General features: G+C 63.7%; 19 protein-coding genes and 1 pseudogene. 10 read left to right on the top strand and 10 right to left on the bottom strand.

The window, feature by feature from the left end:
- Nucleotides 1–34: 34 nt before the first annotated feature.
- The 4 genes from rlmD to K4A76_RS05810 all read right to left on the bottom strand — a co-directional run bounded on the left by rlmD (nt 35) and on the right by K4A76_RS05810 (nt 4,463).
- On the bottom strand, nt 35–1,393 hold the full coding sequence (rlmD, locus tag K4A76_RS05825) for a 23S rRNA (uracil(1939)-C(5))-methyltransferase RlmD (protein WP_274411719.1): 1,359 nt from the start codon (nt 1,391–1,393) through the stop codon (nt 35–37).
- Nucleotides 1,394–2,293 carry a cysteine synthase CysM gene (gene cysM / locus K4A76_RS05820; protein WP_033690658.1) on the bottom strand — a complete coding sequence of 300 codons (900 nt, stop codon included), beginning with the start codon at nt 2,291–2,293 and terminating at the stop codon, nt 1,394–1,396. It lies immediately after the preceding gene.
- A gap of 87 nt (nt 2,294–2,380) precedes the next feature.
- On the bottom strand, nt 2,381–3,742 hold the full coding sequence (locus tag K4A76_RS05815; RefSeq protein WP_274411718.1) for a sensor histidine kinase: 1,362 nt from the start codon (nt 3,740–3,742) through the stop codon (nt 2,381–2,383).
- Nucleotide 3,743: 1 nt separating this feature from the next.
- On the bottom strand, nt 3,744–4,463 hold the full coding sequence (locus tag K4A76_RS05810) for a response regulator transcription factor (RefSeq protein ID WP_274411717.1): 720 nt from the start codon (nt 4,461–4,463) through the stop codon (nt 3,744–3,746).
- A 193-nt stretch (nt 4,464–4,656) separates the two neighbouring features.
- On the opposite strand from K4A76_RS05810, the gene K4A76_RS05805 reads away from it, so the two are divergent.
- Genes K4A76_RS05805 through K4A76_RS05790 form a run of 4 tightly spaced genes read left to right on the top strand, consistent with a single transcriptional unit; the run spans nt 4,657 to nt 9,320 of the window.
- Nucleotides 4,657–7,410: a response regulator gene (locus K4A76_RS05805; protein ID WP_054890451.1), complete on the top strand. Its 2,754-nt coding sequence runs from the start codon at nt 4,657–4,659 to the stop codon at nt 7,408–7,410.
- 50 nt (nt 7,411–7,460) lie between these two features.
- Nucleotides 7,461–8,450 (top strand): 2-hydroxyacid dehydrogenase, encoded by a 990-nt coding sequence (locus K4A76_RS05800; protein ID WP_054890452.1) that lies wholly within the window; start codon nt 7,461–7,463, stop codon nt 8,448–8,450.
- Between the two features lie 31 nt (nt 8,451–8,481).
- Nucleotides 8,482–8,919: a hypothetical protein gene (locus K4A76_RS05795; RefSeq protein WP_054911700.1), complete on the top strand. Its 438-nt coding sequence runs from the start codon at nt 8,482–8,484 to the stop codon at nt 8,917–8,919.
- Nucleotides 8,916–9,320: an META domain-containing protein gene (locus tag K4A76_RS05790; RefSeq protein WP_274411716.1), complete on the top strand. Its 405-nt coding sequence runs from the start codon at nt 8,916–8,918 to the stop codon at nt 9,318–9,320. The genes K4A76_RS05795 and K4A76_RS05790 overlap by 4 nt, the downstream gene beginning before the upstream one ends.
- A gap of 90 nt (nt 9,321–9,410) precedes the next feature.
- Here K4A76_RS05790 and K4A76_RS05785 read toward each other — a convergent pair whose 3' ends face one another.
- Complete coding sequence (locus K4A76_RS05785) at nt 9,411–9,875, bottom strand: TlpA disulfide reductase family protein (RefSeq protein ID WP_110679037.1); 465 nt, start codon at nt 9,873–9,875, stop codon at nt 9,411–9,413.
- 85 nt (nt 9,876–9,960) lie between these two features.
- On the opposite strand from K4A76_RS05785, the gene arsC reads away from it, so the two are divergent.
- The 3 genes from arsC to K4A76_RS05770 are packed head-to-tail and all read left to right on the top strand — an operon-like array spanning nt 9,961 to nt 11,322.
- The gene (arsC, locus tag K4A76_RS05780) at nt 9,961–10,314 is read left to right on the top strand and encodes an arsenate reductase (glutaredoxin) (protein WP_009684282.1); all 354 of its coding nucleotides are present in this window, start codon (nt 9,961–9,963) and stop codon (nt 10,312–10,314) included.
- A complete protein-coding gene (gene wrbA, locus K4A76_RS05775; RefSeq protein WP_029887453.1) occupies nt 10,311–10,916 on the top strand; it encodes an NAD(P)H:quinone oxidoreductase in 606 nt (201 codons plus the stop codon). Before arsC ends, wrbA begins: the two co-directional genes overlap by 4 nt.
- A complete protein-coding gene (locus K4A76_RS05770; protein WP_274411715.1) occupies nt 10,909–11,322 on the top strand; it encodes a DUF2069 domain-containing protein in 414 nt (137 codons plus the stop codon). The genes wrbA and K4A76_RS05770 overlap by 8 nt, the downstream gene beginning before the upstream one ends.
- Before the next feature lie 129 nt (nt 11,323–11,451).
- Here K4A76_RS05770 and K4A76_RS05765 read toward each other — a convergent pair whose 3' ends face one another.
- Together K4A76_RS05765 and ttcA are read right to left on the bottom strand one after the other, a co-directional pair.
- On the bottom strand, nt 11,452–12,123 hold the full coding sequence (locus K4A76_RS05765; RefSeq protein ID WP_009686033.1) for a DNA-3-methyladenine glycosylase I: 672 nt from the start codon (nt 12,121–12,123) through the stop codon (nt 11,452–11,454).
- A 4-nt stretch (nt 12,124–12,127) separates the two neighbouring features.
- Nucleotides 12,128–12,952 carry a tRNA 2-thiocytidine(32) synthetase TtcA gene (gene ttcA / locus K4A76_RS05760; protein ID WP_009686034.1) on the bottom strand — a complete coding sequence of 275 codons (825 nt, stop codon included), beginning with the start codon at nt 12,950–12,952 and terminating at the stop codon, nt 12,128–12,130.
- Between the two features lie 259 nt (nt 12,953–13,211).
- Here ttcA and K4A76_RS05755 point away from each other — a divergent pair, with 259 nt between their 5' ends.
- The gene (locus K4A76_RS05755; protein ID WP_009686035.1) at nt 13,212–13,811 is read left to right on the top strand and encodes a Yip1 family protein; all 600 of its coding nucleotides are present in this window, start codon (nt 13,212–13,214) and stop codon (nt 13,809–13,811) included.
- Between the two features lie 132 nt (nt 13,812–13,943).
- Nucleotides 13,944–14,438 carry a SprT family zinc-dependent metalloprotease gene (locus K4A76_RS05750; RefSeq protein ID WP_009686036.1) on the top strand — a complete coding sequence of 165 codons (495 nt, stop codon included), beginning with the start codon at nt 13,944–13,946 and terminating at the stop codon, nt 14,436–14,438.
- Nucleotides 14,439–14,659: 221 nt separating this feature from the next.
- Here the strand turns inward: K4A76_RS05750 and K4A76_RS05745 are convergent.
- Nucleotides 14,660–14,767: pseudogene (locus tag K4A76_RS05745) on the bottom strand (ferredoxin--NADP reductase); the annotation flags it as partial.
- A gap of 199 nt (nt 14,768–14,966) precedes the next feature.
- On the bottom strand, nt 14,967–15,746 hold the full coding sequence (gene fpr, locus K4A76_RS05740; protein ID WP_274411714.1) for a ferredoxin-NADP reductase: 780 nt from the start codon (nt 15,744–15,746) through the stop codon (nt 14,967–14,969).
- A 120-nt stretch (nt 15,747–15,866) separates the two neighbouring features.
- Here fpr and finR point away from each other — a divergent pair, with 120 nt between their 5' ends.
- Nucleotides 15,867–16,793 (top strand): LysR family transcriptional regulator FinR, encoded by a 927-nt coding sequence (gene finR / locus K4A76_RS05735; protein WP_054890399.1) that lies wholly within the window; start codon nt 15,867–15,869, stop codon nt 16,791–16,793.
- Here finR and K4A76_RS05730 read toward each other — a convergent pair.
- The gene (locus tag K4A76_RS05730; protein WP_009686040.1) at nt 16,790–17,155 is read right to left on the bottom strand and encodes a diacylglycerol kinase; all 366 of its coding nucleotides are present in this window, start codon (nt 17,153–17,155) and stop codon (nt 16,790–16,792) included. The two genes, finR and K4A76_RS05730, sit on opposite strands and share 4 nt — an antisense overlap.
- Nucleotides 17,156–17,207: the final 52 nt, after the last annotated feature.

Below are 17,207 nucleotides of genomic sequence, written 5' to 3'. Positions count from 1 at the left end.
CCTTCCGTGGCGGCCGCACCAAGGGGCCAGTCAGCTAGCCCGCTTCGAATAACGCCATGGCCTCGACATGCGCCGTTTGAGGAAACATGTCGAGAATCCCGGCCCGTGTTAACCGGTACCCCTGGCCGGCCAGCACCTGGGCGTCTCGCGCCAGTGTGGCCGGGTTGCACGATACATAGACCAGCCTGCTGGCCTTGAGGCGGGCGATGCCTTGCACCACCTCGTAAGCACCGTCGCGCGGTGGGTCCAAGAGTACCGCAGAAAAGCCCTCGGCGGCCCATCCGGTGCCGGCCAATGGCTGCGATAAATCGGCCTGAAAAAACCGTGCGTTATGCACATTGTTGTTTCTGGCATTGGCCGCGGCCCGATCGACCATGGCTTGCACACCTTCCACTGCCACCACTTCACGCGCCTGGCGTGCCAGCGGCAGAGCGAAGTTGCCCAGGCCGCAGAACAGATCGAGCACCCGCTCATCGGCCTGCGGCGCAAGCCAGGCCAGCGCCTGCTCGATCATCGCCGTATTGACCTGGGCGTTGACCTGCACGAAGTCGCCAGGGCGCCAGGCCAGCTCAAGCTGCCACGGCGCCAGGGCAAAGCCCAATGGCGCCGCAGGTTCGACGGGCGCCGGTTCACCTTCGCCTTGCAGCCATAACTGCGCGTTGGCCTGCTCGCAGAACGCCTGCAACCGGGCCAGGTCCTGCGCCGGCAATGGCGCCACATGGCGCACCAGCAGCGCTTCGGCAGAGCCGCTGAACAGCTCCACATGGCCCAGGGCCTGCGGTTTGTCCAGCGAACGCAGCACGATCGGCAGGTGGCGCAGAATCGACTGCAAGGGCTGTACCAGCACCGGGCAATCGTCGATGGCGATGATGTCCTGGCTGGCTTCGGCACGGAAGCCGACGTGCAGCTCACGCGCCTTGACGTCCCAGCGCACCGCCACGCGAGCACGGCGCCGGTAGCCGAACGCTGGCCCGCTGAGCGGTGGCGCCCAGGCGTCGGGCTGCACACCGGCCACCCGTTGCAGTTGTTCGGCCAAGGTCCGCTGCTTCAGCGCCAGTTGCGCCTCGTGCGGCAGGTGCTGCAGGGTGCAGCCACCACAGCGGCTGTAATGGCGACAGGGCGCTTCACGGCGCTCGGGGCTGGCCTGCAGCACACGCTCCAGGCGGGCCTCGACCACCTTGCCGCGCGCATTGAGCACCCGCGCTTCCACGGCCTCACCGGCCAGGGCGCCACTGACGAACCAGGTGCGCCCTTCATGGAAGGCAATGCCACGGCCGTCGCCGGCCAGGCGCTCGATGTCCAGGCGCTGCTTCTTGCCCACGGGGACCTGGGGGCTGCGGCTACCGCCGGCCGGCTGGAAGCGCAGGCCGCTGTTGGTTTTTTTCTTGGTCATTTAGCTGGGATCGAACAGGCCGGTGGACAGGTAACGGTCACCGCGGTCGCAAATGATCGCCACCATTACTGCATGCTCCACCTCACGCGACAGGCGCAGCATGGCGGCAACCGCACCACCGGAAGACACGCCGCAGAAAATGCCCTCTTCGCGGGCAAGGCGGCGGGTGGTGTCTTCGGCTTCCTGCTGCGACATGTCGACCACGCGGTCTACGCGCGTGGCGTCGAAGATCTTCGGCAGGTACTCCTGCGGCCAGCGGCGGATACCCGGGATGGCCGAACCTTCCATCGGTTGCAGGCCGATGATCTGCACCGCCGGGTTTTGCTCCTTGAGGTACTGCGAGCAGCCCATGATGGTGCCGGTGGTCCCCATGGAGCTGACGAAATGGGTGACGCTGCCCTGTGTCTGCTGCCAGATTTCCGGGCCGGTGCTGTTGTAGTGGGCCACCGGGTTGTCACCGTTGGCGAACTGGTCCAGCACCAGGCCGCGGCCTTCACGCTGCAGCTTCTCGGCCAGGTCGCGGGCACCTTCCATGCCCTCTTCCTTGGTCACCAGAATCAGCTCGGCGCCGTAGGCGGTCATGGCCGCCTTGCGCTCAGCGGTGGAGTTGTCCGGCATGATCAGGATCATCTTGTAGCCCTTGATCGCCGCTGCCATCGCCAAGGCGATGCCGGTGTTGCCGGAGGTGGCTTCGATCAGGGTGTCACCGGGCTTGATCTGGCCACGCAACTCGGCGCGGGTGATCATCGACAGGGCCGGGCGGTCCTTCACCGAGCCGGCGGGATTGTTACCTTCGAGCTTGAGCAGGAGGGTATTGCTGGTTTGGCCAGCAATGCGCTGCAGGCGAACCAGTGGCGTATTGCCGACGCAATCGGCGATGGTTGGGTACTGCAAGGTCATGGTGTATTTCACAATCCGGACGGCAGGGGCGCCTATCATACCGGCAAACCCTTCCCGGCCATATCACGCAATCTGTAGTGGATATAGCTACAGGCTATATGACGAGGGCTGCTGCACCGGCAACCTCATGCACAGGCGTAACCCGCGCTTGCCGTTCTGCGCCCACAGCGTGCCACCCTGGCGCTGGATGGCGCTGCGGGCAATGCTCAGCCCCAGGCCAAAGCCACCCACGCCGGGCCGCGAACCGTCCAGGCGCAAGAACGGCGCGAAAATCCGCTCCAGCTCATCGTCGCCCACGCCACCGCCCTCGTCTTCCAGCCACAGGCACCAGTAGCCACCTTCACGTTGCCCACCCAAGCGCACGACACCGTCGGCCGGCGAATACCGAATGGCATTGCGCAGCAGGTTCTCCAGCGCCTGGGCCAAGTGGTTGAGGTTACCCTGCACCCAGCAACCGTCTGGTACTTCGCAACGCAGCCGCGTGGGCGCCCAGCCACTTTCATAGCAGGCATTCTCGGCCAGCAGGTCCCACAAGGCGTGAACCTCGATCGGCTCCAGGTTCATCGGCGCACGCTCGGCGTCCTGCCAGGCCAGTTGCAGGGTTGCCTCGACCAGTTGCTGCATGCCGTCCAGTTCCCGGCCGAGGCGCTCGCGCAGGCGTTGCAGATCGGTTTCCCCGTCGCAAGCCACGCGCAAACGGCTCAGGGGGGTGCGCATTTCATGGGACAAGTCGCGTAGCAGCTGTTGTTGCAGGGTGACGGTGCCCTGTAGCCGCTCGGCCATCTGGTCGAAGGCGCGGGCCAGTTCCCCCAGCTCGTCGTGCCGGGCGATGAGCCGCGAATCAAGGCGAGCCGAAAGCTGGTCGGCACGCCAGGCCCGGGCCTGCTCGCGCAGTTGGTTCAACGGCACGATCAGCATGCGGTACAGGCCCACGCACAGCAGCAAGGTGAACAGGCCCGGGATGATGCCGTTGGTGATGATGCGCCACAGCACGCGGTGCTGGTCCGGGTTGAAGCGCTTGGGCAGTTCGATCACCAGCATGCCCTGCTCGGGCGCACCGGGGAACGGGATGCGTAGCCACGGCTGCTCGACGCTGCGCCGGCTCATCGGCCAATCGACCCCACGCAGGCGGGTCAGCCGCTGCATGATCTGCGGGTTGAGGGCCGCGCTGTCGAGCGGTTTCAGGTTGATATCGAGCACACCCACCCAGCCATGTTCACGCTGGTGCATCGCCGCCACCCACTGGTCCAGCCCGGCCCGACCACCGCTGCGCCAGGCCTGCTCGGCCTCGCTGGCATAACCGCGCAAGGTCTGGCGCGCCGGCTCCGACAAGAAGGCGTTCTGCAGCTCCATGCGCTGGCCCCAGGTGTAGCTGAGGCCGATCATCAGCAGGCAGAAGCCAACCAGCAGGATGGCCAGTTTCCAGAACAGCGAATGGCGGTCGAGCATGCTATTGCGCCTCACCCACGCCGAACACGTAGCCCTTGCCCCATACGGTGCGGATCTGCAACCCCTGATAACCGATGCCCTTGAGCTTGCGGCGGATCTGGCTGACATGCATGTCCAGGCTGCGGTCGTGCCGCGAATAGCCGCGTTGCAACACCTGCTGGTACAGGAACGCCTTGCTCAGCACTTCCTCCTGGTTGCGGTAAAGGGTGTCGAGCAGGCGAAACTCGCTGGGGGTCAGCCCGGCCAGACGGCCATCAAGGCGCACATCGCACAGGCCCTCGTCGAAGTGCAGCGCGCCCGCCTCTGCCGGCGGCTGCGGCGCCTGGTAGCGGCGTTCGAGCGCTACACGGCGCAGGATCGCTTCAATGCGCACTTGCAGCTCAGCCATGCTGAAGGGTTTGGGCAGGTAGTCGTCGGCCCCGCGCTGAAAGCCGCTGATGCGGTCTGCCTCGGCGCCCAGCGCCGACATCAGAATCACCGGTGTGGTACTGCGCTGGCGCAACTGGGCCAGCGCATCCAGACCATTCACCCCAGGCAGCAGAATATCCATGAGCACCACGTCGAAGACCTGGCGGCCTGCCGTTTCCAGGCCCTCCAGGCCACTGCGGCACCAGGTGACGTGGAAGCCACCGCGCTGCAGCTCTTCATGCAGGTAGGCGCCCAGCACCGGGTCGTCCTCGATGGCGAGGACATTGGGGTTGTGAATAGCTACAGGACTCATTGGCAACTGCCATGCATTCTCAATTACGCGATTATTGTGTATGTGCGCCCTGCCAGGCAACCGCGATACGACCCGTGCTGCAGGATCGGCGCAAAACACCGACTAAACAGATGCAATGGCGTGCCAGGCAGAGTAACGTCGCGTCTTGGCCGTCACCTACTGACGGTGGCCAGGCACATCACAGGAGGCGAGTGTGCTCGATCGTTTGGGAATCCGCAGCCGGGTTCTGCTGCTGGCACTGTTACCGGCAGGCTTGATGGCGCTGGTGCTGGGCAGTTATTTCACCTGGCTGCAACAAAACGACCTGCGCACCCAGTTACTGCAGCGCGGCAAGATGATCGCCGAACAGCTGGCGCCGCTGGCCGCCCCGGCCATGGCCCGGTTGGCGCCTGCGCAGCTGGAGCGCATCGCCGCGCAAACCCTGGAGCAGAGCGACGTGCGCTCGGTTGCCTTCCTGGCGCCGGACCGCACGCGCCTGGCCCATGCCGGGCCGAGCATGCTCAACCAGCCACCCAGCGGCGGCACCGGCACCCAGTTGCTGCAGCGCAGCGGCAATGACGCCACCCGCTACCTGATGCCCGTGTTCGGCCACCACCGGGACCTGGCCACCGAGGCCGTGCCTGCCGAAGCCGAGCGGCTGCTGGGCTGGGTCGAGATCGAGCTGTCCCACGATGGCACCCTGCTGCGCGGCTACCGCAACCTGTTCACCAGCCTGCTGCTGATCCTCGCCTGCCTGGTGCTCAGCGGCCTGCTGGCATTGCGCATGAGCCGCTCGATCAACGACCCCATCGAACGTATCAAGCACGCAGTCAACCAGCTCAAGGACGGCCACCTCGAAGAGCGCCTGCCGACCATGGGCAGCCATGAGCTGGACGAACTGGCGCGCGGCATCAACCGCATGGCCGAAACCCTGCACAACGCCCATGAAGAACTGCAGCACAGCATCGACCAGGCCACCGAAGACGTGCGCCAGAACCTGGAAACCATCGAAATCCAGAACATCGAACTGGACATGGCGCGCAAGGAGGCACTGGAGGCCAGCCGCATCAAGTCGGAGTTCCTGGCCAACATGAGCCATGAGATCCGCACCCCGCTCAACGGCATTCTCGGCTTTACCCACCTGCTGCAGAAAAGCGAGATGACCCCGCGCCAGCTGGACTACCTGAGCACCATCGAAAAGTCTGCCGACAACCTGCTGGGCATCATCAACGAAATTCTCGACTTCTCCAAGATCGAGGCCGGCAAGCTGGTGCTGGACAGCATCCCGTTCAACCTGCGCGACCTGATCCAGGACACCCTGACCATTCTGGCCCCGGCCGCCCATGCCAAGCAGCTGGAACTGCTCAGCCTGGTCTACCGCGACACGCCTACCTCGCTGGTCGGTGACCCGCTGCGGCTCAAGCAGATCCTCACCAACCTGGTCAGCAACGCCATCAAGTTCACCCGCGAGGGCACCATTGTCGTGCGCGCCATGCTCGACGATGAGCATGAGGATCATGCCCAACTGCGCATCAGCGTGCAGGATACCGGCATCGGCCTGTCACCGCAGGACGTGCGTACACTGTTCCAGGCTTTCAGCCAGGCCGATAACTCGCTGGCCCGGCAACCAGGTGGTACCGGCCTGGGCCTGGTGATTTCCAAGCGCCTGATCGAGCAGATGGGTGGCGAAATCGGCGTCGACAGCACCCCGGGCGAGGGCTCGCAGTTCTGGATCAGCCTGAACCTGCCCAAGGCGCACGACGATATCGAGGAACTACCGCTGCAAGCGCTGCTGGGCCGCCGTGCCGCCATCGTCGATAACCATGAACTGGCCCGGCAGGCCCTGGAGCACCAGCTGCAAGACTGTGGCCTGAGTGTCAGCCTGTTCGCCACCTACGACCAGTTGCTGCAAGCCGTGCAGGCCGCCAGCCAGGCCGGGCAGCCATTCGAGCTGGCGGTGCTGGGCGCCAATCTGGGCAACCTGTCGCCAGAACAACTGGGCCGCTACCATCAACAGCTCGAACGCTACCATTGCCAGTGCGTGGTGCTGTGCCCGACCACCGAGCAGGCGCTGTACCACCCCTTCCTGCCCAATGGCCATGGCCAGTTGCTGTCCAAGCCTACCTGCACACGCAAATTGCGCCGGCTGCTGCTGGAGCTGGTCCAGCCCCGCCGCCTGCAGGGCGAGGTGAACAGCCGCAACGGCCCGCGGCGGCCGAAAATACTGTGTGTCGACGACAACCCTGCGAATTTGCTGCTGGTGCAGACGCTGCTCGAGGACCTGGGTGCCGAAGTACTGGCGGTCGACAATGGCTATGCGGCACTGCAGGCCGTGCAGCAGGAACCCTTCGACCTGGTGCTGATGGATGTGCAGATGCCCGGCATGGACGGCCGCGCCTGTACCGAACAGATTCGCCGCTGGGAAAACACCCAAAGTGGCAACCCATTGCCGATCGTCGCCCTCACCGCCCATGCCATGGCCAACGAGAAACGCGCATTGCTGCACGGCGGCATGGATGACTACCTGACCAAGCCGATCAGTGAACGGCAACTGGCACAGGTGGTGATGAAATGGACCGGTCTCAGCCTGGGCACGCCGCAGCAGGCGCCGGCTGAACCCACCGGCAACGGCGATGAACTCAAGGTGCTCGACCCGCAAGAAGGTTTACGCCTGGCAGCCGGGAAAGCGGACCTTGCCGCCGATATGCTGAACATGCTGCTGGCCTCGCTGGAGGCCGACCGCGAAGCCATCCGCGCCGCGCGCCTGGCCAATGACCATGAGGGCCTGATCGAACAGGTACACCGCCTGAACGGGGCTTCACGCTATTGCGGCGTGCCGCAGTTGCGCGCGGCGTGCCAGCGCAGTGAAACCTTGCTCAAGCAGGAAAGCCCGCAGGCCCAGCAGGCACTGGATGAACTGGATGCGGCGATCAGCCGCCTGGCAGCCCAGGCGCGGTCGAGCGCTTGAACTCACTGCCAACAGCTACCCCGGACACGCCCGACAGAGGAACCCTGACCATGCGCGCGCTAGTGTTCAGCAGCCAGCATTACGACCAGGAAAGCTTCACCCGAGCCGCCAGCGGTAACCCCCTGGACCTGCATTTCCAGCCTGCCCGCCTGAGCCTCGACACCGCAGCGCTGGCCGACGGCTACGAGGTTGTCTGCGCCTTCATCAATGACGAACTGGACGCTCCGGTGCTGCAGCGCCTGGCCGACGGCGGCACGCGCCTGATCGCCCTGCGTTCGGCCGGCTACAACCACGTCGACCTGGCCGCTGCGCAACGCCTGGGCCTGGCCGTGGTGCGCGTACCCGCCTACTCACCGCACGCGGTGGCGGAGCACGCCGTGGCGCTGATCCTGGCGCTCAACCGGCGCCTGCACCGGGCCTACAACCGCACCCGTGAAGGGGACTTTACCCTGCATGGCCTGACCGGCTTCGACCTGCATGGCAAAACGGTCGGGGTCGTGGGTACCGGCCAGATCGGCGCAGCCTTCGCCCGCATCATGGCCGGTTTCGGCTGCCAGTTGCTGGCCTACGACCCCTACCCCAACCCGGAACTGCTGGCCCTCGGCGCGCGCTACCTGCCACTGCCCGAACTGCTACGCGAAGCGCGCATCATCAGCCTGCACTGCCCGTTGACCGAACACACCCGGCACCTGATCAACGCCCGGAGCCTGGCCGAAGTCCAGCATGGCGCCATGCTGATCAACACCGGCCGCGGCGCACTGGTCGACACCCCGGCACTGATCGACGCGCTGAAAAGCGGCCAGCTCGGCTACCTGGGGCTGGATGTCTATGAAGAGGAAGCCCAACTGTTCTTCGAGGACCGCTCCGACCAGCCGCTGCAAGACGATGTGCTGGCGCGCCTGCTGACCTTTCCCAATGTCATCATCACCGCACATCAGGCGTTCCTGACCCGCGAGGCGCTGGCTGCGATCGCCACTACCACGCTGGACAACATCAACTGCTGGGCGGCAGGCAATCCACAGAATCTGGTCATGGGTTAATGCTAGGATACGCGGCATTTCTGGAGGACCCATGGTCGAGCACGATTTCCGCTATACCCTTTTCAACCCGCAACACACCCTGATCGAGTGCCGCGCCCTGGTGCCAGGCCGCTATCAGGTCACTGGCAACGGCGGTTCGATGCACAAAGGCGATACCCTGCTGGTGACCCTCAAAGGCAGCAAGGACCTGGCCATGCGCCTGACCGTGGAGAGCGTGCGCCACCTGATCAACCCGCGCGGCCAGTGGGTTGCCGTGGCCAGTGGCCCGGTGTTCAACGAGCTGGAAATCCTCAACTGGAAGGTTGAGTGCGACAACTGTGACGCCGCCCTGGACTTCGAGTTCGCCGTAGACGCCAAGCTGGGCAAGCAAGCCCGCCAGCCTGCTGCCAGCGCACGTATCGCCGAGCTGGGCTGGGCCAGCCGTGGCGACAAGCATGTGTGCCCGCGTTGCCAGGAGAGCGCCGAGTGAAGAGTCTGCTGACCGGCGCGCTGATTGCCACCGGCCTGCTCGGCTGCGCTGCACAACCTTCGAAGTTGCAGCAGGAGCGCAGCTATGTGCTGGAGTGGATTGGTGAGCGCCCGTTGATCGACTACAGCCACCTGACCCTGACCTTGGCCAGTGATGGCCGTGCCTATGGCAATGCCGGGTGCAACCACTGGTTTGCACCCTACACGCTGGACGGCGAGCACCTGAGCTTCGGCAAGGTCGGCAAGACCCGCAAGCTGTGTGCGCCGGCGCTGATGGAGCAGGAAAAACGCTTCCTGCAGGCGCTGGAAACGGTGCAGCGCTGGGATGTGTCGCCCATCGAGCAACTGCGCTTCTGGCCGGACGAGGGGAAGCCGCTGCGCTTCTGGCCTGAAGAAGGCTGAGCGCAGCTGCAAGCTTCAAGCTTCAAGAAAAAGCAGATCCTAGCACCGGCCTGCTTTTCTTGTAGCTTGCAGCTTGCAGCTTGCACCTTGTCACCCCTGCTTCAGGGCCTTGATCTTGGCCTGCAGCCCTTCGAGGGTCTGTTCGCCCAGCAACTGCTCACGCACCTTGCCCTTGTCATCGATGATGTAGGTTACCGGCAACGCCTCGCTGCGTGGCAGGTCATAGCGCTCGGCCGGGTCCTGGGCCAGTACGGTGAACCCGATGCCCAGGGTTTCGGCGGCCTGCTTCAGGTCCTGGCCCTGCAAACCATCGAAATTCACCCCCACCACCTTGATGCCCTCGGCCGCCCACTGCTTGGCCGCGGTATTGAGTTCCGGGATTTCAGTGCGGCACGGGCCGCACCATTCCGCCCAGTAATTGAGCACCAGCCAGTGCCCGTCGATCTGTTCGGCCTTAACCGTATTGCCGTGCTGGTCTACGCCATAATCGGCACCGCAACCACCGAGCATCAGGCTCGCGGTGATGGCCAGTACTGCTGCCAGACGCCTTGCCATGGGTCAATCCTTCTCGAGTTTTAAAGCAAACTGGTCAGTCGCTGCGGTTAGAATAGCCGCCACAACCAGCTGGATGCGACCCCACATGACTGACCTCACGCTCTATCATAACCCGCGCTGCTCAAAATCCCGCGGCGCGCTGGAACTGCTCGAAGCCCGTGGCCTAACCCCGGTCATCGTGCGCTACCTCGAGACCCCGCCAGACGCCGCCACCCTCAAGACCTTGCTTGGCAAGCTGGGCCTGGCCCCACGGCAGCTGCTGCGCACGGGTGAGGATGAATACAAGGCATTGAACCTGGCCGACCCTGCACTGACCGATGCACAGCTGATCGAGGCCATGGTCCAGCACCCCAAGCTGATCGAGCGGCCGATCCTGGTTGCCGGTGACAAGGCGGTGATCGGTCGCCCACCGGAAAAAGTGCTGGAGATCCTGCCGTGAGCCAACCCTACATCCTGGTGCTTTACTACAGCCGCCATGGTGCCACCAGCGAAATGGCCAGGCACATCGCCCGCGGCATCGAGCTGGCCGGCATGGAAGCGCGCCTGCGCACGGTGCCGGCGATTTCCACCGAATGCGAAGCCGTGGCCCCGGACATTCCGGCCAGCGGCGCGCTGTACGCCACCCTCGACGACCTGCGCCACTGCGCCGGCCTGGTGCTGGGTAGCCCGACCCGCTTCGGCAACATGGCGGCACCGCTCAAGTACTTCCTCGATGGCACCAGCAGTCTGTGGCTGGGCGGTGAACTGGTAGGCAAGCCCGCCGGTGTGTTCACGTCTACCGCCAGCCTGCACGGTGGCCAGGAAACCACGCTGCTGTCGATGATGCTGCCGCTGATGCACCACGGCATGCTGGTAATGGGCCTGCCCTACAGCGAATCGGCACTGCTGGAAACCCGCGGTGGTGGCACCCCTTATGGCGCCAGCCATCATGCCGGGGCAGACGGCAAGCGTGAACTCGACCCGCACGAGATCGCCCTGTGCCGCGCCCTTGGCCAACGCCTGGCGAGCACCGCCAAGGCCCTGGAGGCCGCGCGTGGCTAGGAAGCCCAAGGTGTTGCCGCCGCTGGCTTGGCTGGCACCGCGCTTGCGCCTGACGCGGGCGCTTAGCCTGGCGTTTTTCTTTGGCCTGATTGCCCTGCTGGTGGTGAACAACCTGTGGTTCGCCAACCTGCATGGGGCTCGGGTCGAGGTGATCCTGGCGATCGAACTGGTGCCGCTGCTATTGCTGCTGCCGGGCATGCTGCTGGGCAGCGCCCGGGCGCATGCCTGGACCTGCTTCGTGGTGAATATCTACTTCATCAAGGGCGTGCTGGCAGCCTTCGACCCGGCGCGGGCGGTGTTTGGCTGGGTTGAAGTGCTGGTCAGCCTGGGGCTGTTCATTGCCGGGCTGCTGTATGTGCGCTGGAAGTTCCAGTATGAGCGGCGCATGGCGGGCGAAGGCAGTTGAGTCAAGGGGCTGCCTTGCAGCCCAATCGCCGGCAAGCCAGCTCCCAGGTCTGCACATGGCTTGAGGCTGATGCGGTCGAGGTGGGAGCTGGCTTGCCGGCGATTGGGCCGCACAGCGGCCCCGGCATGCTCAATGGTTGACGGTATGCGCCAGCATCACCGACAACTGGCACAGCGGCCGCCCGCTTTCGGCGTGCCACTGGTTGAACACCTGCTGCACCAGCGCCAGGTCGCGCTGGCTGGTCGGCTGCTTGTCGATCACTTTTTGGGCAATCAGCGCCGCCGCCATGTCCTCGGTCGGGACAAAGGTGTCCTTGCCAACCATGCGCAAGAACCGTGGCGCCGACAAACCGCCGAGCTGGTTGCCATGCTTGGCCAGGTACTTCCACAGCCCGACAATGTCGGTCACCGGCCAGTCGGCAACGAACGCGCCAAAACTGCCATGCACCTTGGCGATGTCCAGCACCATCTGTGCATTGCGCGGCACGCTCTTGAGTTTGCCCAGGTGGCGGATGATGCGCTGATCCTGCATCAGCCGCTCCAGGTGTTCGGCGCCCATCAACACCACTTTTTCCGGGTCGAAGCCGAAAAACACCTGCTCGAAGGCCGGCCACTTGGCATCCACCAGGCTGTGCTTGAGGCCAGCGCGAAATACACGCAGGGCCAAGGTCGACAGGTAGCGGTCGTCGCTGATCTGGCGCAGTTGCGCCGGCGTGCGCGGCTGCGGCAGAAAGGCTTCCAGCGCCTGGGCAGAGCCGAAGCGGTTCAGGCAGTACTCATGCAGCCACTGATAATCGCGCATAGGCCTAGATGTTCACCACGTCCAGGAAGCGCGGCGCCGCGTTTTCGTCGATCTTCAGGCTGGTGAAGTCGAACAGGTTGCGGTCGGCCAGCTGCGACGGCGCCACGTTCTGCAATGCACGGAAAATGCTCTCGGTACGGCCCGGGTGCTTGCGCTCCCACTCCACCAGCATGTCCTTGACCACCTGGCGCTGCAGGTTTTCCTGCGAGCCGCACAGGTTGCACGGGATGATCGGGAAGGCCTTCATGTCCGAGTAGGCCTGGATATCCTTCTCGCTGCAGTAGGCCAACGGGCGGATCACCACGTTGCGGCCATCGTCGGCACGCAGCTTCGGCGGCATGCCCTTGAGCGCGCCGTTGAAGAACATGTTGAGGAAGAAGGTTTCGACGATGTCGTCGCGGTGGTGCCCCAGCGCCATCTTGGTCGCACCGATTTCGTCGGCGAAGGTGTACAGCGTGCCACGGCGCAGGCGCGAGCACAGCGAGCAGGTGGTCTTGCCCTCGGGCACCAGTTCCTTGACCACCGAGTAGGTGTCCTTCTCGACGATATGGTACTCGACCCCCAGCGCCTTCAGGTACGCCGGCAGCACGTGCTCGGGGAACCCTGGTTGCTTCTGGTCCATATTCACCGCAACGATCTCGAAGGTGATCGGCGCCACCTTCTGCAGGTGCAACAGAACATCGAGCATGGTGTAGCTGTCCTTGCCGCCGGACAGGCAGACCATGACCTTGTCGCCATCCTCGATCATGTTGTAGTCGGTGATGGCTTCGCCGGCGAGACGACGCAGGCGTTTTTGCAGTTTGTTCTGGTTGACCGAGAGGGTGCCCATAGCGCTTGAATCCGCGAGGTGTGACAAAAGGCGGCTATTTTACGCACAAACGCGCGCGTGCTGTAGGCATTCCGACAAAGACTTCAATGTAATCAACAGGGCGGGCGACAGCGCAATTTGCTCTAAAAAGCGCGGTTTGTGCGGGTAACCGCTTCCTATACTGCGACATAAGGCCACATTACCGCTTGCTTCGGTGTTCGGCCTCGGGCCGCTTGCGCTCCATTTGGGGGCGTTTGGCAACATTGAGAGGAGTGACGGCATGATTCATCACGTTGTGGGGCTGTTTACCCATCCCGACCAGGAATGGCGGGAAATCCGTGGCGAAGAAGAATCCATCAGCCACATGTACCTGACGCACACCCTGATCCTTGCGGCGATTCCCGCAGTGTCCGCGTTCATCGGCACCACCCAGGTCGGCTGGGTGATCGGCGACCGGCCGGCCGTGATGCTGACCATGGAGAGTGCCCTGTGGATGAGCATCATGTCCTACCTGGCGATGCTGGCCGGGGTAGCGGTAATGGGCGCGTTCATCCACTGGATGGCCCGCACCTACGATGCCAACCCATCCATGGCCCAGTGCATAGCGTTCGCCACCTATACGGCCACCCCATTGTTCATCGGCGGCCTAGCGGCGCTGTACCCGCACTTGTGGCTGGGCATGCTGATCGGCACTGCGGCGGTCTGTTACACGGTGTACCTGCTGTACGTCGGCTTGCCGACCTTCATGAACATACCCGCTGACGAAGGCTTCCTGTTCTCCAGCTCGGTGCTGGCGGTGGGCCTGGTAGTGCTGGTGGCGATCATGGCCGCCACGGTGATCATCTGGGGACTGGGCGTGGGGCCGGTCTACACCAACTAGAACAGACTCGACCAACACCGGGGCATCAACCAGGGGCCGCCGCAAGGCGGCCCTTGGCTGAGCGCTGACCGGTGGCTCGGCACATGGCCTGAGGTTGCGGCATAATGATCGGGTCAGGAGAACCACCCCGCCATGCCCGAGCTGCTCAAGCAACGCGTCGAAACCTGTTACCAGCAAGCCGAAACCTTCTTCAAACGCCAGTTCCCGCGCCCGGAAATCAGCTTCAAGCTGCGCGGGCAAAAAGCCGGCGTCGCCCACCTGCACGAGAACCTGCTGCGTTTCAACCTGCAGTTGTACCGTGACAATCAGGAGGACTTTCTGCGCCAGACGGTCGCGCACGAAGTGGCGCACCTGGTGGCCCACCAATTGTTCGGTGACCGCATCCAGGCCCATGGCGAGGAATGGCAACTGATCATGCGCGGCGTATACGAACTCCCGCCAAACCGCTGCCACAACTACGAGGTGCAACGGCGCGTGGTGACCCGTTACATCTACCGCTGCCCTTGCCCGCAGAGTGACTTCCCGTTTACCGCCCAGCGGCACAAGCTGGTACGCCAGGGCCGCCGTTACCTGTGCAAGCGTTGTCGGGAGATTCTGGTGTACAGCGGCGAGACCCGGGTTGAATAGGCCGGAACAGCCAATGGATAAATGCCTGTCAGTTAAGTAATTTGGGGCCGCTTTGCGACCCTTCGCGGGCACGCCCGCTCCTACAGGGGATCGCGCTTTTCTTGCGTTCAGCGCCAAACCTGTGGGAGCGGGCGTGCCCGCGAAGGGCTGCAAAGCAGCCCCAGTAACGCTTAACTGACAGGCATTAACCCGAGGGTCGCCTTCTTCGTACTGCCTGCGCCTTATTTCTCGACGAAGGCACGCTCGATCAAGTAGTCGCCCGGCTCGCGCATCCGCGGGGAGATCTTCAGGCCGAAGCTGTCCAGCACTTCGCTGGTCTCGTCGATAATGCCTGCCAGTTAAGTAATTTGGGGCCGCTTTGCGACCCTTCGCGGGCACGCCAGCTCCCACACGTTTGGCGCTGAAATCAAGAAATGCGCGATCCCTTGTGGGAGCGGGCGTGCCCGCGAAGGGCTGCAAAGCAGCCCCAGTGACGCTTAACTGACAGGCATTAACCCGAAGGTCGCCTTCTTCGTACCTACCTGCGCCTTATTTCTCGACGAAGGCACGCTCGATCAGGTAGTCGCCCGGCTCGCGCATGCGCGGGGAGATCTTCAGGCCGAAGCTGTCCAGCACTTCGCTGGTCTCGTCGAGCATGCTCGGGCTACCGCAGATCATCGCACGGTCGTCCTCCGGGTTGATCGGCGGCAGGCCGATGTCGCTGAACAGCTTGCCGCTGCGCATCAGGTCGGTCAGGCGGCCCTGGTTCTCGAACGGCTCGCGAGTCACGGTCGGGTAGTAGATCAGTTTTTCGCGCACCGCCTCACCGAAGAACTCGTTCTGTGGCAGGTGCTCGGTGATGAATTCGCGGTAGGCCACTTCGTTCACGTAACGCACGCCGTGCACCAGGATCACTTTTTCGAAGCGCTCGTAGGTTTCCGGGTCCTGGATGACGCTCATGAACGGCGCCAGGCCAGTGCCAGTGCTCAGCAGGTACAGGTGCTTGCCTGGGTTCAGGTCGTCCAGTACCAGCGTGCCGGTAGGCTTCTTGCTGATGATGATCTCGTCGCCTTCCTTCAGGTGCTGCAACTGCGAAGTCAGCGGGCCGTCCGGCACCTTGATGCTGAAGAACTCCAGGTGCTCTTCCCAGTTCGGCGAGGCGATGGAGTAGGCACGCATGAGCGGGCGGCCGCTTTCCTGCTGCAGGCCGATCATCACGAACTGACCGTTCTCGAAGCGCAGCCCCGGGTCGCGGGTGCACTTGAAGCTGAACAGGGTGTCGTTCCAGTGGTGCACACTGAGGACACGTTCGTGGTTCATGTTGCTCATCGATGGGGCTCCTGAAGAAAAACGCAGCGCGTGCAGCACGCACAGTTGCGCGATAGTTTAGGGGCAGCGACAATATCTGTTAACTGGATTATCAAGATATGTGTTATCGGTTATATCGATATGCGATTTACACTTCGTCAACTGCAAGTCTTCGTCGCGGTAGCCCAGCACCAGAGCGTCTCTCGCGCCGCTAGCCTGCTGGCCTTGTCGCAATCGGCCGCCAGCACCTCCATCACCGAACTGGAGCGGCAATCGAGTTGCCAACTGTTCGACCGCGCCGGCAAACGCCTGGCCCTCAACGCCCTCGGCCACCAGTTGTTGCCGCAGGCGGTCGCGCTGCTCGACCAGGCCAAGGAAATCGAAGACTTGCTCAATGGCAAGTCCGGTTTCGGCTCACTGGCGGTCGGCGCCACGCTCACCATTGGCAACTACCTGGCCACCCTGTTGATCGGCAGCTACATGCAGACCCACCCTGAGAGCCAGGTAAAGCTGCATGTCCAGAACACCGTGCATATCGTGCAGCAGGTCGCTCATTACGAAATTGATCTGGGTCTGATCGAAGGTGACTGCAACCACCCCGACCTGGAGGTCCAGCCTTGGGTGGAGGACGAACTGGTGGTGTTCTGCGCGCCCCAGCACCCGCTGGCCAAGCTGGGCCGTGCCGATATCGACAGCCTTTCGCAGGAAGCGTGGATCCTGCGCGAACAAGGCTCGGGGACACGCCTGACCTTCGACCAGGCCATGCGCCACCACCGCGCCAACCTCAACATCCGTCTGGAACTGGAGCACACCGAGGCGATCAAGCGTGCAGTGGAATCGGGGTTGGGTATCGGCTGCATTTCACGCCTGGCGCTGCGGGACGCCTTTCGCCGTGGCAGCCTGGTACCGGTGGAAACCCCGGAGCTGGACCTGATGCGCCAGTTCTACTTCATCTGGCACAAGCAGAAGTACCAGACCTCGGCCATGCGCGAATTTCTGGAGCTCTGCCGCAACTTCACCGCGGGCTTCACCCGCAGCGACGAAATCGTGTTGCCGCCGATCGCTTAAAGCAGGATCACCCCCCACACCAGCGCCACCATGCTCAGCGCCACCAGCTGTGCGGCGCTGCCCATGTCCTTGGCGTTTTTCGACAGCGGGTGGCGCTCCAGCGAAATGCGATCGATAGCGGCCTCGATCGCAGAGTTGAACAGCTCGACAATCAACCCCAGCAGGCACACGGCGATCATGATCGCCCGCTCTGCACGGCTGACCGGCAGCCAGAACGCCACCGGGATCAGCAGCACGTTGAGCAGCACCAGTTGGCGGAATGCCGCCTCGCCCTTGAAGGCCGCGCGCAGGCCGTCCAGCGAATAGCCAGCGGCGTTGAAGATACGTTTGAGGCCGGTCTGGCCTTTGAATGGCGATGTCATGTGAGTCATTTCACAACAGAAGGCCGGCAGGCTAGACCGGCTCAGGTCAAAA

It is taken from the genome of Pseudomonas sp. NEEL19 (assembly GCF_028751975.1).
Lineage (GTDB): Bacteria > Pseudomonadota > Gammaproteobacteria > Pseudomonadales > Pseudomonadaceae > Aquipseudomonas > Aquipseudomonas juntendi.
This window is presented reverse-complemented; position numbering and strand designations above follow the sequence as displayed.

What these genes read in the sequence shown, in the direction of transcription:
- rlmD (WP_274411719.1), bottom strand. Translation starts at nt 1,393, where the DNA reads ATGACCAAGAAAAAAACCAACAGCGGCCTGCGCTTCCAGCCGGCCGGC.
- cysM (WP_033690658.1), bottom strand. Translation starts at nt 2,293, where the DNA reads ATGACCTTGCAGTACCCAACCATCGCCGATTGCGTCGGCAATACGCCA.
- K4A76_RS05815 (WP_274411718.1), bottom strand. Translation starts at nt 3,742, where the DNA reads ATGCTCGACCGCCATTCGCTGTTCTGGAAACTGGCCATCCTGCTGGTT.
- K4A76_RS05810 (WP_274411717.1), bottom strand. Translation starts at nt 4,463, where the DNA reads ATGAGTCCTGTAGCTATTCACAACCCCAATGTCCTCGCCATCGAGGAC.
- K4A76_RS05800 (WP_054890452.1), top strand. Translation starts at nt 7,461, where the DNA reads ATGCGCGCGCTAGTGTTCAGCAGCCAGCATTACGACCAGGAAAGCTTC.
- K4A76_RS05795 (WP_054911700.1), top strand. Translation starts at nt 8,482, where the DNA reads ATGGTCGAGCACGATTTCCGCTATACCCTTTTCAACCCGCAACACACC.
- K4A76_RS05785 (WP_110679037.1), bottom strand. Translation starts at nt 9,875, where the DNA reads ATGGCAAGGCGTCTGGCAGCAGTACTGGCCATCACCGCGAGCCTGATG.
- arsC (WP_009684282.1), top strand. Translation starts at nt 9,961, where the DNA reads ATGACTGACCTCACGCTCTATCATAACCCGCGCTGCTCAAAATCCCGC.
- K4A76_RS05765 (WP_009686033.1), bottom strand. Translation starts at nt 12,123, where the DNA reads ATGCGCGATTATCAGTGGCTGCATGAGTACTGCCTGAACCGCTTCGGC.
- ttcA (WP_009686034.1), bottom strand. Translation starts at nt 12,952, where the DNA reads ATGGGCACCCTCTCGGTCAACCAGAACAAACTGCAAAAACGCCTGCGT.
- K4A76_RS05755 (WP_009686035.1), top strand. Translation starts at nt 13,212, where the DNA reads ATGATTCATCACGTTGTGGGGCTGTTTACCCATCCCGACCAGGAATGG.
- K4A76_RS05750 (WP_009686036.1), top strand. Translation starts at nt 13,944, where the DNA reads ATGCCCGAGCTGCTCAAGCAACGCGTCGAAACCTGTTACCAGCAAGCC.
- fpr (WP_274411714.1), bottom strand. Translation starts at nt 15,746, where the DNA reads ATGAGCAACATGAACCACGAACGTGTCCTCAGTGTGCACCACTGGAAC.
- finR (WP_054890399.1), top strand. Translation starts at nt 15,867, where the DNA reads ATGCGATTTACACTTCGTCAACTGCAAGTCTTCGTCGCGGTAGCCCAG.
- K4A76_RS05730 (WP_009686040.1), bottom strand. Translation starts at nt 17,155, where the DNA reads ATGACATCGCCATTCAAAGGCCAGACCGGCCTCAAACGTATCTTCAAC.